The sequence below is a fragment of the Aeromonas sp. sif2433 genome (assembly GCF_019218705.1).
GTDB classification, from domain to species: domain Bacteria; phylum Pseudomonadota; class Gammaproteobacteria; order Enterobacterales; family Aeromonadaceae; genus Aeromonas; species Aeromonas encheleia.
Map to the genome: position 1 here is coordinate 36312 of NZ_JAHUXD010000003.1, position 13499 is coordinate 49810.

13 protein-coding genes are annotated in these 13499 nt (G+C 58.8%); 2 read left to right on the forward strand and 11 right to left on the reverse strand.

Translation table 11 applies throughout. From position 1 onward, the window contains the following. Positions 1 to 22: 22 nt before the first annotated feature. The 4 genes from KW825_RS05490 to KW825_RS05505 are packed head-to-tail and all read right to left on the reverse strand — an operon-like array spanning position 23 to position 4437. The gene (locus tag KW825_RS05490; RefSeq protein ID WP_218328584.1) at positions 23 to 2125 is read right to left on the reverse strand and encodes a prepilin-type N-terminal cleavage/methylation domain-containing protein; all 2103 of its coding nucleotides are present in this window, start codon (positions 2123 to 2125) and stop codon (positions 23 to 25) included. An 11-nt stretch (positions 2126 to 2136) separates the two neighbouring features. Further along, on the reverse strand, positions 2137 to 3264 hold the full coding sequence (locus KW825_RS05495) for a PilX N-terminal domain-containing pilus assembly protein (protein WP_042652141.1): 1128 nt from the start codon (positions 3262 to 3264) through the stop codon (positions 2137 to 2139). A gap of 1 nt (position 3265) precedes the next feature. Next, positions 3266 to 3910 (reverse strand): PilW family protein, encoded by a 645-nt coding sequence (locus KW825_RS05500; protein WP_084228255.1) that lies wholly within the window; start codon positions 3908 to 3910, stop codon positions 3266 to 3268. Continuing rightward, on the reverse strand, positions 3904 to 4437 hold the full coding sequence (locus KW825_RS05505; RefSeq protein WP_218328585.1) for a GspH/FimT family pseudopilin: 534 nt from the start codon (positions 4435 to 4437) through the stop codon (positions 3904 to 3906). Before KW825_RS05505 ends, KW825_RS05500 begins: the two co-directional genes overlap by 7 nt. Before the next feature lie 94 nt (positions 4438 to 4531). Between KW825_RS05505 and KW825_RS05510 the strand changes: the two genes are divergently transcribed. Next, the gene (locus tag KW825_RS05510; protein WP_218291192.1) at positions 4532 to 4918 is read left to right on the forward strand and encodes a type IV pilin protein; all 387 of its coding nucleotides are present in this window, start codon (positions 4532 to 4534) and stop codon (positions 4916 to 4918) included. Positions 4919 to 5157: 239 nt separating this feature from the next. Here KW825_RS05510 and KW825_RS20660 read toward each other — a convergent pair whose 3' ends face one another. From KW825_RS20660 to murJ, 7 genes are all read right to left on the reverse strand, one after another. Further along, entirely contained in the window at positions 5158 to 5445 is a 288-nt protein-coding gene (locus KW825_RS20660) for a Tfp pilus assembly protein FimT/FimU (RefSeq protein WP_305730735.1), read from the reverse strand. 155 nt (positions 5446 to 5600) lie between these two features. Further along, positions 5601 to 6536 carry a 4-hydroxy-3-methylbut-2-enyl diphosphate reductase gene (gene ispH, locus KW825_RS05520; protein ID WP_218328586.1) on the reverse strand — a complete coding sequence of 312 codons (936 nt, stop codon included), beginning with the start codon at positions 6534 to 6536 and terminating at the stop codon, positions 5601 to 5603. Next, on the reverse strand, positions 6536 to 6988 hold the full coding sequence (fkpB, locus tag KW825_RS05525; protein WP_218291190.1) for an FKBP-type peptidyl-prolyl cis-trans isomerase: 453 nt from the start codon (positions 6986 to 6988) through the stop codon (positions 6536 to 6538). The genes ispH and fkpB overlap by 1 nt, the downstream gene beginning before the upstream one ends. Next, positions 6985 to 7485, reverse strand: a complete 501-nt coding sequence (lspA, locus tag KW825_RS05530) for a signal peptidase II (RefSeq protein ID WP_218291189.1) — start codon at positions 7483 to 7485, stop codon at positions 6985 to 6987. The genes fkpB and lspA overlap by 4 nt, the downstream gene beginning before the upstream one ends. Further along, complete coding sequence (gene ileS / locus KW825_RS05535; RefSeq protein WP_218328587.1) at positions 7485 to 10346, reverse strand: isoleucine--tRNA ligase; 2862 nt, start codon at positions 10344 to 10346, stop codon at positions 7485 to 7487. Before ileS ends, lspA begins: the two co-directional genes overlap by 1 nt. Next, positions 10346 to 11320, reverse strand: coding sequence for a bifunctional riboflavin kinase/FAD synthetase (ribF, locus tag KW825_RS05540; protein ID WP_218328774.1), 975 nt, complete (start codon positions 11318 to 11320; stop codon positions 10346 to 10348). Before ribF ends, ileS begins: the two co-directional genes overlap by 1 nt. Before the next feature lie 140 nt (positions 11321 to 11460). Next, on the reverse strand, positions 11461 to 13029 hold the full coding sequence (gene murJ / locus KW825_RS05545) for a murein biosynthesis integral membrane protein MurJ (protein ID WP_218328588.1): 1569 nt from the start codon (positions 13027 to 13029) through the stop codon (positions 11461 to 11463). A 191-nt stretch (positions 13030 to 13220) separates the two neighbouring features. On the opposite strand from murJ, the gene rpsT reads away from it, so the two are divergent. After that, positions 13221 to 13484 (forward strand): 30S ribosomal protein S20, encoded by a 264-nt coding sequence (gene rpsT / locus KW825_RS05550; protein ID WP_005892298.1) that lies wholly within the window; start codon positions 13221 to 13223, stop codon positions 13482 to 13484. Positions 13485 to 13499 lie beyond the last annotated feature (15 nt).

Below are 13499 nucleotides of genomic sequence, written 5' to 3' on the forward strand. Positions count from 1 at the left end.
GCCTTGGTTCCCACAACCGGCCCTAGGGGGAGCAGGTCAGGTTGGCGGCATTGGTAACGCCGTTGTCCACCAGCAGGGTGCAGGGGCCGCTGATGACTTGCCCGCTGGCTGGCGGAGTCATAGGGATGCTTAAAGAACTAGGCTTAAGCAGGAAGGTCGTGTTGTTTCCCGAATAGGAGAAATTCACCACCAGGGTAATATTCTGGGCTGCCGTACAGGTATAGATGGCCGTCTGATTATCACTGCTCGGCGTATCCACATGACAATTGGCACCGGATGTCGAGGTACTGATGCTCAAACCACCGAACACATTCTTCTTGCAGGCCTTGGGCGTTGGATCGTTGTTTTTTGTTTTCTCGAGACACTCCACCTTGCCCGTTACCGTCAACAAGGGTTGTGTCACCACGCCAGTGTCTATTTCCACTGCCAGTTCGGTGCTGAGTGCCAGGCTCTTATCGCGCGGTGAGATAAGCGTCGCTGTAATCCCCGAGTTCCCCTGATAGACGGTGGCCTTTACCTTCACGCTCTGCAGAGCCTGGCTGGCATCCTTGGTGGATTTCTTGGCGGCCAGGTAGCCACGACTGTAACTGCCGAAGTAGTAGTTGTTGAGATCAACGATGGTGTCGATAGGCTCATTACTGACGACGGCATAGTCGGTCACCACCCCCGTCAATTGACCACTGAGCGGTGTCATGGACCACTCCGCCAACATGGTCAGATTGATATCCTGAAATGGCACTCTGGCCAGATAACCGGTGACGCTGGTATCTATCCCGGCCAGATAGGTCGGGTTTAGAATATCGACATAGATGCCACGGGCGATCAGCTGACGCGTGCCGGTATTGACCGTGATGCCCGTGGTAGCATCTCCGCCGGGCGCGACATTGGCGGGGGTTTGAAGCCATGTGGAGAAATCACTGATCGTTGGCGCCGTCGCCGTCGGGTTTGATGTCCAGTTCAGAGTCTGTTTCTGCCAGTCGATATAGGCTTTGACCACATACTGGATGTAATTCTGATAACTGACCTGATTGGCTTGTTTGGCCAAGAAGTCTGAAGTAGTGACGATGACCTTGATCAGGTTCCAATCCGGGAGAGGACGATAGTAACCGTCTAACCGAACGAAACGGCAGGCATCGATATAACTTCCGCTACCAACCTGGGTAAAAGAGCTGTTGTAGCGCTGCCGGCTGGTATTGAGCGGCGCATAGTAGTTGGGGAATCCCGTCCCCGTTCCGTCGAAGTGATCCTTGCAACAGCTGCTGCATAAAGCTGGCTGATCATTGCCATTCACCGTCCCGGTCTGCTTGCTTTGCAATGACCCCACTTTCCAATAAAGCTGGTTGGTGGCAGTACTGTAGGCCTGACCCGGAAGATAGGCACTCAAAGTGGAACCATAGGTGCAGGCGCAACTTACCGAGCTGATATCTTGCTGGATTTGCTGGGTATTGCCTTGGTTCGCAGGCTGGTAGGTCATTGTTTCAAACTGTACCTCCTTGCCGACAGTGTTATTTTTGGCCACCACGGTCGGAGAAGGCTTGCTGGTTTCCTGTCTGCTACCGTTGCCGAGATCGATGGAGATGACGTCCGGCGCCACCCCTGGGGTGTAATTGATCTTCGGCCCTGTCCGGGCTGTATCCAGCCCCCCATTCAACTGTTCCGCAGTCAATGATTCCGCGGGAGAGGCATAACCCGTAAGCGTGACCGAGGCGGTCACCCCTCCGCTGTTGGTCCAGTTGACTCTCGTATAGATCTGTTTTCGTCCAGGGTAGTTCAGCAGGTACCCCGCAGGTGCCGTGTTCTGCCATGCCGAAGTGGCCCCGTTCCAATATTGGTTGGTTACCGTCCAAACCAGCGTATAGCTATCACCAGACTGGCTCTTGGTCACATTACCGCTCGCAATGGCGTCATAGGCCGTGAGCGGGGCTGTCGCCGTCACCAGACTATTGAAGTTACGGAACTCATCGATCTTGGATTCGGCCAGACGCATGGCGATTTCATAGCGCCGCCCATCCTGAGAAGCGGTCAGGGCCGACTTTGAGAGAACCACCAGGCCGACCACGGCAACCCCCAACACCACCAGGGTCACCAGTATCTCGAGCAGGCCAAATCCTTTTTGCCATTTCATCTGCTTATCCTCTACCAGTCGCGCCAGCTACCCGGCACCTGTTTAAGAGTCTGGAAGACGGCACCTGTCCTGATATTGCTCAGCGCAGCCTCATCATATTTTGCATCATAGGTACCATTGGAATTGCCAAGCTTGAAGTTGGCCGCCAGGGCACCATTGACGATGGCCCCGCCAGTGAGTTTGATATCTGCGGTCGCCGTGGCCGGGTCTTCAGAGTAAGCAAACACCAGTCCATAGAGCTGGCGGTTACCATTGATGGTCAGGTTGCCATTTCGAATGATCAACACAACAGGGGCGGCCTGAGTGCCAATATTGGCCCCCGGATTACAATCGCCGTCGACGATGACAAGCCCGGTGGTCGTCGGCCCCAGACCATTGCAATTCGTGACCATCTGATTGGCTCTGGATTCGATGTTTGCCCAACCTGCGTCATCATCATTCTCATTGAACAGATACCAGACCAGATCACTGGGGAAGGCGGGATCGCTATCCTTGATATCCGATTGCTTGCTGCCCGCCTGGCTGATATTGGCACTGCAACTACCCGCGTAGTCTCCCTGATTGCAGGTCTGGCCAGATCCATTGTTGAGGTCCACATAATCATTGGTCCAGATGGACAGCGGCACTCCCAGCCCGCCCCCATTGGGATTGGCCACCACGGTGAAATTGCCCCCCACCGCCATGCCGCCGGCGACGGTCAGCGGGGCAGCCGGGGTTCCTGCCAAGACATTGCTCTGCACATATTGCGCCTCGACCGCAGCCTGAGCCTGATTGTTATTCAAATTGGCCACGGAACGAATGCGGATCGGGGTCACTTGGGTGGTACTCCCCACCACCACGGGGAAAGAAGTCATGCAATCCACAGTCAGGCCATAGGTGCCGCCAGCCCCAGATGGAGAGAATGAATTTCCAGACCAGGAGGGGGTTGCAGGACAAAGAGAGCCTTCAGCGGCTAATCGGCCAAAACCGTAGGAGAGCCCCTGCTCCGCCAACGCCATGACCTGACGATAGAGCGCTTCGTTTAATGTCACACGACGATCGGCCACCAGCAACTTGCCTACCAGCAGGGAGACCGCCAGCAGGATCAGCACCAGGATCAGCGTGACAGTGAAGGTTGTAAAACCGGATTGGGTTCTCATATCAGTATCCGTCATTACGCAGCTTGATATCGCGCTGCAAGTTCAGGGTCAGCGCAGTATTGTCTTTGTAACGACCGGAGATATTGAGCTGAATGGCCCTGGCGCCACTCACCTGACTGCTCGAGAGCAGGCTATAAGTGAGCTGGGTAACTTCGATGGTGTTATCGGTCGAGATGAGACTACCGCTATTACAGGCAGGACTGGCCCCCGTCGCCAGCTTGACTCCCTTGTCGGCACTGCTGTAACTATAAACTCGCGTCTCATGACTGCTGGACACGCTGTTGTTCAGCACACCATTTTCATTGTCATCATAATTCACTCTAATACAGCGATATAGCTTGGAGCCTGTTGCCGTCTCATCCAGCAGATCGGCACTGGCATTGAAATAGAAAGGGGAAGGGGCTGCGCCAGACACCAGTCGGGTTGCGGTGGCCGCACTGGCATCATAGCCTGCCCGCTCGATGTCACGGGCCATCATATCGGTAATTGCCTGTATCTCCTGATTGAGGCGGCTCACCTTCATAGCGGTACTATTGGCCCTGAGAACGGTAGCGAAGAGCGTCGTCACCGCCGCTACCAGCAGCAGACCAGCCACCATGGCCACCATCAGCTCCACCAGACTGAAACCTGTATGGCGTCTCAGCATCCCGGCACCCCACTGACATTGCGGACGGCACAGGTGCGTACCCGCCCAACATTGTTGGTTACGACCCGCATGGAGTAGTCACCTGATGAGATAGCAATATTGCCCGCCGTCAGCGTGCCTCGACGGGGAGAAATATTGAGTGGCCTGATGTTAGTTGCTGATTCACTGTAACTCGCCTCTAAAATGAGGCCGGGAAACTCGCTGGCATCCCCCCCTTTCCGCCCCTCTATGCTGGAGCAAATATCAGTACAGCTGCTACAGCTGCCATCGATATGAACTCGGTAGCACCAGTTACTCGTGCCGCTATTAAAAAGGAGGAGATTCAACGTCTGATTGCGTTTGACAGCCTCGGATTTGAGCAGCATGACATCGGTATAGAGAGCCTGCGTCGCCGCCCGCACCATCTGCTCCTGCCGCAATGACTGATAGCTGGGCAACGCCACAGCCACCAAGATAGCCACCAACGTCAGGGCGATCAGCAACTCAATCAGGGTAAAACCGGCGGTTCTGTCCGCTGTGCGTACCATTTAGCTCAAGACTCCTTTCTTTTTGCCCGTGCCAGTAGAGCGCACCGTCAGTACTATTCTATAGTATCAACCCGTTTCCCGAGGCGTGCCGCCAATGAGAGTCAAACAATCAGGTATCACACTGCTAGAGCTGATGGTCGTGGTCGCCATAGTCGCCATCCTGGCGGCCATTGCCTATCCGAGCTTTACTGATGGACTGCGTAAATCCCGCCGCGCCGAGGCGTTCAAGGGCCTGCTCAGCATGCAGCTCAAACAGGAAGAGTTTCGGATATCCAACACCAGTTACAGCGGCACTAAATCCCAAATTGGTAATCCTAGCAGCGATTATTACGACTTCGAGGTTGTCTTATCAGCGGCAACCGCCACCACTTACTATGTCCTGAAAGCCAATGCCAAAGGCGCTCAGATCGATGGCACCCCCTGCGATAATCTGACCCTAGACAAGGCCGACAACAAGACACCAACCAACTGCTGGAAGTGAATTACCAGCAGTCCGCCGCAGTGAGCGAGGCACAACCTGTCCATCAGACCCAATCCCGATTTTCAACTCCTTGATGTGGGTGCTACCTGCTATATACCCATTTGTCACCCATCCTGCCACCTCCCAAGGTAGCAACCTAAAACGCGAGACCCATTTCGACGTTGCCACTACAGCTGAATCCCCACCGGCCACCATGCAGGAAAGGTGGTTACATTGACACGTAGCCCTACCCACGCTACTCAGCAACACAGTCTTCCAGTCGCCGCTAACTCTGAAGCTATGTTGAGGTCAAAATACCCTCCACTCTTCCCCTGCCCTAGGCGATCGACTCGGTGACCAAGAAGGCACGATGGTTGCCAGAGAGTGCCTGAATAGTACTCACCAAGGGTATGCAGAAAGGAAGGGATTCCCAGCGTCAGCAGGATAGACAAGAGTGCAATGGCGACCATCAGCTCGATGAGCGTGAAGCCGAGAGGCGCAAACGTCCTGTTGTGCACCGTGCCAAACCCTCCTTCAGTCCCATCCATGGTTGGGGGCGGTATTGGTGAGATAGAGACAGTCTAATCAGAGTTGTCGGTGTTGGTAATTACAACTCCGGGTTCAAACGAGAAGTTATGCTGCTTTTATATACGAGGAATGGGATGTCGATCACAAAAATGCCGGCACAGGGCCGGCATCTCAATCAGAGGATACGCAACTCGGGTGGCACTTCGAATACCACGTTCTCCTCGCGACCCGGGTGTTCGGCCACTATCTTGCCGCCCAGTTCACGCAAACGGGCGATGACATTTTGTACCAGCACCTCGGGTGCCGAGGCACCCGCCGTCACGCCAATCCGTTCGACCCCTTCCAGCCAGCCGGTTTCGATCATGGAGGCATCATCGATCAGGTAGGCGCGAGCCCCCACCTTCTCGGCCAGCTCCCGCAGGCGGTTGGAGTTGGAGGAGTTGCGTGAACCGACCACCAGCATGGCATCCACCAGCCCCGCCATCTCCCGCACCGCGTCCTGGCGGTTCTGGGTGGCGTAGCAGATGTCGTCTTTGCGCGGCCCCTGGATCTTGGGGAAGTGCTTGCGCAGGGCGTCGATGACGTCCGAGGTTTCGTCCACGCTGAGGGTAGTCTGGGTGACGAAGCAGAGCTCGTCCGGATTCTTCACCTTGAGTTTGGCCACGTCTTCCGGTGTCTCCACCAGATACATGCCCCCCTCGCGGTTCTCATACTGGCCCATGGTGCCGATCACCTCGGGATGGCCGGCGTGGCCGATGAGCACCGCCTCCGACCCCTTGCGGCTGGCGCGATGGACTTCCATATGGACCTTGGTCACCAGCGGACAGGTCGCATCGAACACCTTGAGGGCACGGGACTTGGCCATCTCGCGCACCACCTTGGCGACGCCATGGGCGGAGAAGATGACGATGCTGTCGTCCGGCACCTCGTCGAGCTCTTCGACGAACACCGCGCCCGCCTCCTTGAGCTTGTTCACCACATAGCGGTTATGTACCACCTCATGGCGCACATAGATGGGGGCACCAAACTTCTCCAGCGCACTCTCGACGATGCTGATGGCACGGTCGACACCGGCACAAAAACCACGTGGGTTGGCGAGCAGAATATCCATCAGTGCACCTTTTCCTCGTCATCGACGGCCAGGATCTCCACCTCGAAGGTGACGGTATGGCCGGCCAGGGGATGGTTGAAATCGACCGTCACCGACATGCCTTCCACCGCCCGGATGATGCCGGGCAGCTCGCTGCCATTGGGCTGGTCGAAGACGATGATGGTACCGATCTTGGGCTCCACATCGGCACCGAACTTGGCACGGTCCAGATGGTAGATGTTGTCCGGGTTGGAGAGGCCGAAGGCCTGCTCAGGCGCCAGGGTGAAGCTCTTGGCCTCCCCCTGCTGCAGCCCCAGCAGGCACTGCTCGAAGCTATCCGTCAGGCTGCCGTCACCCATCCGCAGACGGGCCGGCTTGCCGTGCAACGCCGTGCTGTCGGCCACGGAGCCATCTTCCAGCTTGATGGAGAAATGGAACAGCACGCTGCTGTCAGCAGTAATCAGCTGGCTCATGCCGCCTCCTTCTGCTTCTCGGAGCGGAAGCCTTCCAGCACTATCATGGCGGCGCCGATGAAGATGAAGCTGTCGGCCAGGTTGAACGCCGGCCAATGGGCGCGCTGCCAGTAGAAGTCGAGGAAATCGACCACGTGGCCCAGTACCAGCCGATCGAACACGTTGCCGAGCGCGCCGCCGATGATCAGGGAGTAGGCGATGCCGCTCCAGCGCTGGGTCACCGACTGCTTGCGCAGCCAATGGATCAGCAGACCGCAGATGGCGAACGCCAGCACCGCGAAGAACCAGCGCTGCCAGCCCCCCTGATCGGCCAGGAAGCTGAACGCCGCCCCCTTGTTGTAGACGTGCACCAAGTTAAAGAAGGGGGTGATCTCCACCCCCGGGTAGCCAAACGGCAGCAGCTTGACCACGGCGAGCTTGCTCGCCTGGTCCAGTACGAATGCCAGCACCGCCAGCCACAGCCAACGCAGGCCGCTCTTGTTATGTGTCATGTTCATCAGGCAAATTGACGCGTTTCGCCGTCACCCTCAACGTTGGTGACGCAGCGGCCACAGATCTCTTCGTGACCGGCGATGGTACCCACGTCTTCCACATGGTGCCAGCAACGATCGCACTTGGCGGCGGCAGACTGAGCCACGCTCAGCCACAGATCGTCGCGCTCGGTGGCGACGGAGCCTTCGGGCGCAGCATCAGCGACCACCACCTTGGCCTTGGAGGTGAGCAGCACGAAGCGCAGCTCATCGGCCAGGGCATTCAGACGCTCGGCCAGCGCAGGCTTGGCAAACAGGGTCAGTTCGGCCTGCAGGGAGCCGCCGATGCGCTTCTCACCACGGGCCGCTTCCAGCGCCTTGTTGACCTCACCCCGCACGGTCAGGATCTCGGCCCAGAAGGCATCGCCCATCTGCTCGCCGGCATCCAGCCCGAACAGGCCGTCATACCACTCTTCGGTGAACACGAACTCACCGCGCTCGCCCGGCAGCAGGGCCCAGATCTCGTCGGCGGTGAAGCTCATGATCGGCGCCATCCAGCGCACCATGGCCTCGACGATGTGATAGAGGGCGGTCTGGCAGGAGCGACGGGCCAGGCTGTCGGCCTTGGCGGTGTACTGACGGTCCTTGATCACGTCCAGGTAGAAGGAGCCCATCTCGATGGAGCAGAACTGCATCAGCTTCTGGGTCACACCGTGGAAGTTGTACTCGTCGAACGCGGTCACGATCTCGGCCTGTACCGCCTTGGCACGACCCACGGCCCAACGATCCACCACCACCATGTCGGCGGGTGCCACCATGTCGGTCGCCGGATTGAAGCCGTTCAGGTTCGCCAGCAGGAAGCGGGCGGTGTTGCGGATGCGACGATAGGCATCGGCGGAGCGCTTGAGGATCTCGTCGGAGACCGTCATCTCGCCGGTGTAGTCGGTGCTGGCCACCCACAGACGCAGGATATCGGCGCCGAGCTTGTTCATCACATCCTGCGGGCTGACCACGTTGCCGATGGACTTGGACATCTTGCGGCCCTGACCATCCACGGTGAAACCGTGGGTCAGCACCTGGTTGTAGGGGGCCTTGTTCTTCATGGCCACGCCGATCATCAGGGAGGACATGAACCAGCCACGGTGCTGGTCGGAGCCTTCCAGATACATGTCGGCCGACTTGCCGTTGAACTCGGGGCGGGCATCCACTACTGAGGAGTGGGTCGAACCTGAGTCGAACCAGACGTCTAGGGTATCAGGCACCTTGTCGTACAGGTCGGCGTCGCTGCCAAGCAGCTCGGCCTTGTCCAGATCCCACCAGGCCTGGATGCCAGACTGCTCGACCCGCTTGGCGACTTCGTGCATCAGGCGCACGGATTCCGGGTGCAGCTGCTGAGTCTCCTTGTGAACGAACAGGGAGATGGGCACACCCCAGGTGCGCTGACGGGAGATACACCAGTCAGGACGGTTCTCGACCATGGCCTGGATGCGGTTCTTGCCCCAGGCCGGCACCCAGCCGCTCTGGCCGTGCTGGGCGATGCCATCGGTCTCGATACGCTCGATCTCGGCAAGAGCCTGCTTGCGCAGCCCCTTCTGCTCCATGCTGATGAACCACTGCGGGGTGGCACGGAAGATGATGGGGGTCTTGTGACGCCAGCAATGAGGATAGGAGTGGTTGAACACCTTGTGGTGCAGCAGGGCACCACGCTCGGTCAACACCTCGACGACGGAGGCATTGGCCTTGAATACGTGCTGGCCGGCGAACAGCTCGGTATCCGGCAGGTAAACGCCGTTGCTGCCCACCGGGTTAGCCACTTCCAGGCCGTATTTCTGGCCGACCACGAAGTCTTCCTGGCCGTGGCCAGGGGCGGTGTGCACCGCGCCGGTACCGGCATCCAGGGTGACGTGCTCACCCAGGACGATGGGCACATCGAAGCTGTAGAAGGGGTGGTGGAAGCGCAGCAGATCGAGCGCAGCACCCTTGGCATAGCCCAGGTTGTGGAACTGATCGAAGCCGGCACGGTCCATCACGTCCTTGACCAGATCGGCGGCCAGGATCAGGCGCTCGGGATGATCCCCGTCGACCTGCACCAGGGCGTAGTCCAGATCCGCGTTCAGGGCGACGGCACGGTTGGCCGGCAGGGTCCAGGGCGTGGTGGTCCAGATCACCACGGAGAGTGGGCCGCGGCCGGTGTGACCCTCGGCGCAATCAAACTTGGCGGCAACCGCAGCCTCGTCGACGGCCTTGAAGCGCACGTCGATGGAGGGGGAGTTCTTGTCGTAGTACTCCACCTCGGCCTCGGCCAGGGCGGAGCCACAGTCGGTACACCAGTGCACCGGCTTGGAGCCCTTGTGCAGGTGGCCGTTCTCGACGATCTTGGCCATGGAGCGAATGATGTTCGCCTCTGTGCCGAAGTCCATGGTCAGGTAAGGCTTGTCCCAGTCACCCAGCACCCCCAGACGGATGAAGTCGGTCTTCTGCGCTTCTATCTGGGTCTTGGCATATTTGCGGCACTCGGCGCGGAATTCGGCGGCAGACACCTTCACACCAGGCTTGCCGACGAGCCCCTCGACCTTAAGCTCGATGGGCAGACCATGACAATCCCAGCCCGGCACATAGGGGGAATCGAAACCGGAGAGGCCCTTGGACTTGATGATGATGTCTTTGAGGATCTTGTTGACCGAGTGACCGATGTGAATGCTGCCATTCGCATAGGGAGGACCGTCGTGCAGAATGAAAGAAGGCTGGCCCGCTTTGGCGCGGCGAATGGCGCCGTAAAGGTCCTGATCGTACCAACGTTTCAGCATGTTGGGTTCGCGTTTGGCCAGATCGCCACGCATCGGAAACTCGGTTTCCGGCAGATTCAGGGTGTGTTTATAGTCGCTCATCAGTCCTGGGTTCCCTTCTTTTCTAAAAGAGTGCTGGGTAAATTGAATGGTGGCAGCCCGAACCAGGCTCGGGCCGCCAGGGCATCTCGTTCGATCTGCTCTTTCAAGGCGGTGAAAGAGGCAAATTTCTGCTCTTCGCGCAGCTTGTGGCGAAGCAGCACCTTGACCTGCTGACCATATAGATCACCAGAAAAATCAAATAGATGTACTTCCAATCTGGCTTGCGTACCGCTCAAGGTCGGCCGTACGCCCACATTGGCGACACCGGGGAAGGTCTTGCCGGAACATAACACTTCCACCGCGAACACGCCACCGACCGGGATCACCTGCCGTTTGAGCGCGAGATTGGCGGTAGGAAAACCTATGGTGCGCCCCAGCTTGTCGCCGTGGGCCACCCGGCCACTGATGGCGTAGGGGCGGCCAAGCATCAGCTCCACCTCCGCCATCCGGCCCGCTTTCAACGCCTCGCGCACCAGCGTGCTGCTGATCCGCTGGCGTTCGATCTGGAAGCTCTGGGTGCTGATCACCTCGAAACCGAAGCGCCGCCCCGCCGCCTCCAGCAGCTGGAAGTCCCCTTCCCGCCCCTTGCCGAAGCGAAAATCGTCCCCCACCACCAGGTAGTGCACGCCGAGCTTCTCCACCAGCAGTTGCTCGATGAAGGTGCTGGCGGCTTGGTCGGCGAAGCGGTGGGTGAAGCGGACGCAGAGCATGCGATCGATCTGCATGCCCTTGAGGGCCTCATACTTCTCTCGCCAGCGGCTGAGGCGGGCCGGCGCGGCATCGCCAGCAAACAGCTCAAGCGGCTGTGGCTCGAACAACATGACGCAGGCGGGCAGACCGAGTTGGGCGGCTTTTTCCTGCAGCCGAGCCAGCACCGCATGGTGCCCCTGATGAACCCCATCGAAGTTGCCTATGGTCAATACGCAGCCCCGATGACGGGGCTGGATATTGTGAATGCCGCGAATAAGCTCCATCAGTGCCTTGTGCGTTGCTGCCATGGAAATCGGCGGATTATATATCAGGCAGCAGGCAGGGTCAGCCCTCATGGCCCGATTTCAGCTATCTGGCCCGGATCCCGAACGCCATCGGGGCGATCCCATGGCGTGCAGCAGGATCACTCCTGCTGCTGACCCGATTTCAGGTGCCTCGGTCGAATGCCGAGCGCCAGCAAGATGATCCCGTACAGACCGCCCCCCATGCAGAGCAGCAGGGTCAGCTCCAGGCTGGCCTTGCCCATGCTCCAGGCGCCCCATTGGGCGAGATCCGGTGACAGATAGCCAAGCATCCCCCCCATCGCCAGGGTCGCCACCAGCAGCTTGAGACAGAACACCCCGGTATGGCGGGATGGCCGGTAGACGTTCTGCTGATAGAGCCCCTTGAACAGCAGGGCCGCGTTCAGGGTGCCGGAGCAGGCCGTCGACAGCGCCAGCCCCACATAACCGAGCGGGAAGATGAAGATGAGGTTGCACACCATGTTGGCAATCATGGACATCACCCCGATCCGCACCGGGGTCTTGGTGTCCTGGCGGGCGTAGTAGCCCGGCGCCAGCACCTTGATCAGCATCAGGGAGAGCAGTCCAGTGGTGGAGGCCAACAGGCTGGCGCTGGACATGCTGACCTCGTGCAGACCGAACTCGCCACGCATGAACAGCACCCGCAGGATGGGCTCACGCAACACGGCGATCCCCACCATGGCGGGCAGGCCGAGCAGCATCACCATCCGCACCCCCCAGTCCATGGTGCGGGAAAAATCGGCCGACTCCGCATCCACGTGCTTCTTGGCCAGTGCCGGCAGGATCACGGTGCTGATGGCCACCGCAAACAGGCCGAGGGGAAACTCCAGCAGCCGATCCGAGTAATAGAGGTAGCTGATGGCGCCGGTCGCCAGGAAGGAGGCCAGCATGGTGTTGATCAGCAAGTTGATCTGGCTGACCGAGACGCCAAACAGTGCCGGGATCATCAGGGTACGGATCTTGACCACCCCGGGATGGTGCCAACCCCATTTGGGCCACACCAGCATGTTGATCTGACGCAGGAAGGGATACTGGAACAGGAACTGCACCAGGCCGCCGAGGAAGACCCCGATCGCCAGCGCGATCTCGGGCCGCTCCAGCAGCGGGGCAATCCACCAGGCCGCCGCAATCATGGTGAGGTTGAGGAACACCGGCGTGAAGGAGGAGACGGCGAAACGGCCGAAGGTGTTGAGGATGGCTCCCGCCATGGCGGTGAAGGTGATGAACCAGAGATAGGGGAAGGTTATCTTCAGCATCAGGCTGGCCAGCTCGAACTTCTCGGCCGCCGGGCCGCCGTGCAGCCAGTCCCAGAACCAGCCCCAGCCAAACAGGGCCGTCAGCACCCCCGAGCCCAGCACGCCGAGCAGGGTGACTATGGTGACGATGCCGCCGAGCGTGCCCGCCACCGCGGCCAGCAGATCGCGCACCTCCTGCTCGTCACCTTTTTTCTTGTACTCGGTCATCACCGGCACGAAGGCCTGGTTGAAGGCCCCCTCGGCGAACAGTCGACGCAGGAAGTTGGGAATGCGGTTGGCAAAGAAGAAGACGTCTGCGGCCACCCCGGCGCCGAGCAGATTGGCGATGACCACATCGCGCACCAAGCCCATCACACGGGACACCAGCGTCATTGCGGACACTATCATGCCAGATTTGATCAATTTCTTACTCAAGACGAGGCCTCTGGAACTGTCAGAATGGAAAGAATGCTGCTAGAATCGGCCGACAGTTTAACCGCCTCCCAACTGACACACCACCGGGGGGCGGTGTTTATTTGCACAAATCATTTGACAATATGTGGTTGAGAAGGCATATTTCCGGGCCTTTTCAATACACTCGCTAAGACAGTTTTAGGAGTTTTACCTTGGCTAATATCAAATCTGCTAAGAAGCGCGCGATTCAATCAGAGAAACGTCGTCAACACAACGCCAGCCGTCGTTCCATGACCCGTACCTATCTGAAGAAAGTAATTGCTGCAATCGCTTCTGGCGACAAAGCTGCTGCCGTTGCTGCTTTCGCTACCGCTCAGCCGATCATGGATCGCATGGCTACCAAAGGCCTGATCCACAAGAACAAAGCTGCTCGTCACAAGAGCCGCCTGTCTGCCCAGATCAAAGCTATGGCTTAATCAGCTCCGGCTGAA

Bases quoted from the DNA above. Each gene is read 5' to 3' on its own strand.
- KW825_RS05490 (WP_218328584.1), bottom strand. From the start codon at position 2,125: ATGAAATGGCAAAAAGGATTTGGCCTGCTCGAGATACTGGTGACCCTG.
- KW825_RS05495 (WP_042652141.1), bottom strand. From the start codon at position 3,264: ATGAGAACCCAATCCGGTTTTACAACCTTCACTGTCACGCTGATCCTG.
- KW825_RS05500 (WP_084228255.1), bottom strand. From the start codon at position 3,910: ATGCTGAGACGCCATACAGGTTTCAGTCTGGTGGAGCTGATGGTGGCC.
- KW825_RS05505 (WP_218328585.1), bottom strand. From the start codon at position 4,437: ATGGTACGCACAGCGGACAGAACCGCCGGTTTTACCCTGATTGAGTTG.
- KW825_RS05510 (WP_218291192.1), top strand. From the start codon at position 4,532: ATGAGAGTCAAACAATCAGGTATCACACTGCTAGAGCTGATGGTCGTG.
- KW825_RS20660 (WP_305730735.1), bottom strand. From the start codon at position 5,445: ATGGATGGGACTGAAGGAGGGTTTGGCACGGTGCACAACAGGACGTTT.
- ispH (WP_218328586.1), bottom strand. From the start codon at position 6,536: ATGGATATTCTGCTCGCCAACCCACGTGGTTTTTGTGCCGGTGTCGAC.
- fkpB (WP_218291190.1), bottom strand. From the start codon at position 6,988: ATGAGCCAGCTGATTACTGCTGACAGCAGCGTGCTGTTCCATTTCTCC.
- lspA (WP_218291189.1), bottom strand. From the start codon at position 7,485: ATGAACATGACACATAACAAGAGCGGCCTGCGTTGGCTGTGGCTGGCG.
- ileS (WP_218328587.1), bottom strand. From the start codon at position 10,346: ATGAGCGACTATAAACACACCCTGAATCTGCCGGAAACCGAGTTTCCG.
- ribF (WP_218328774.1), bottom strand. From the start codon at position 11,320: ATGGAGCTTATTCGCGGCATTCACAATATCCAGCCCCGTCATCGGGGC.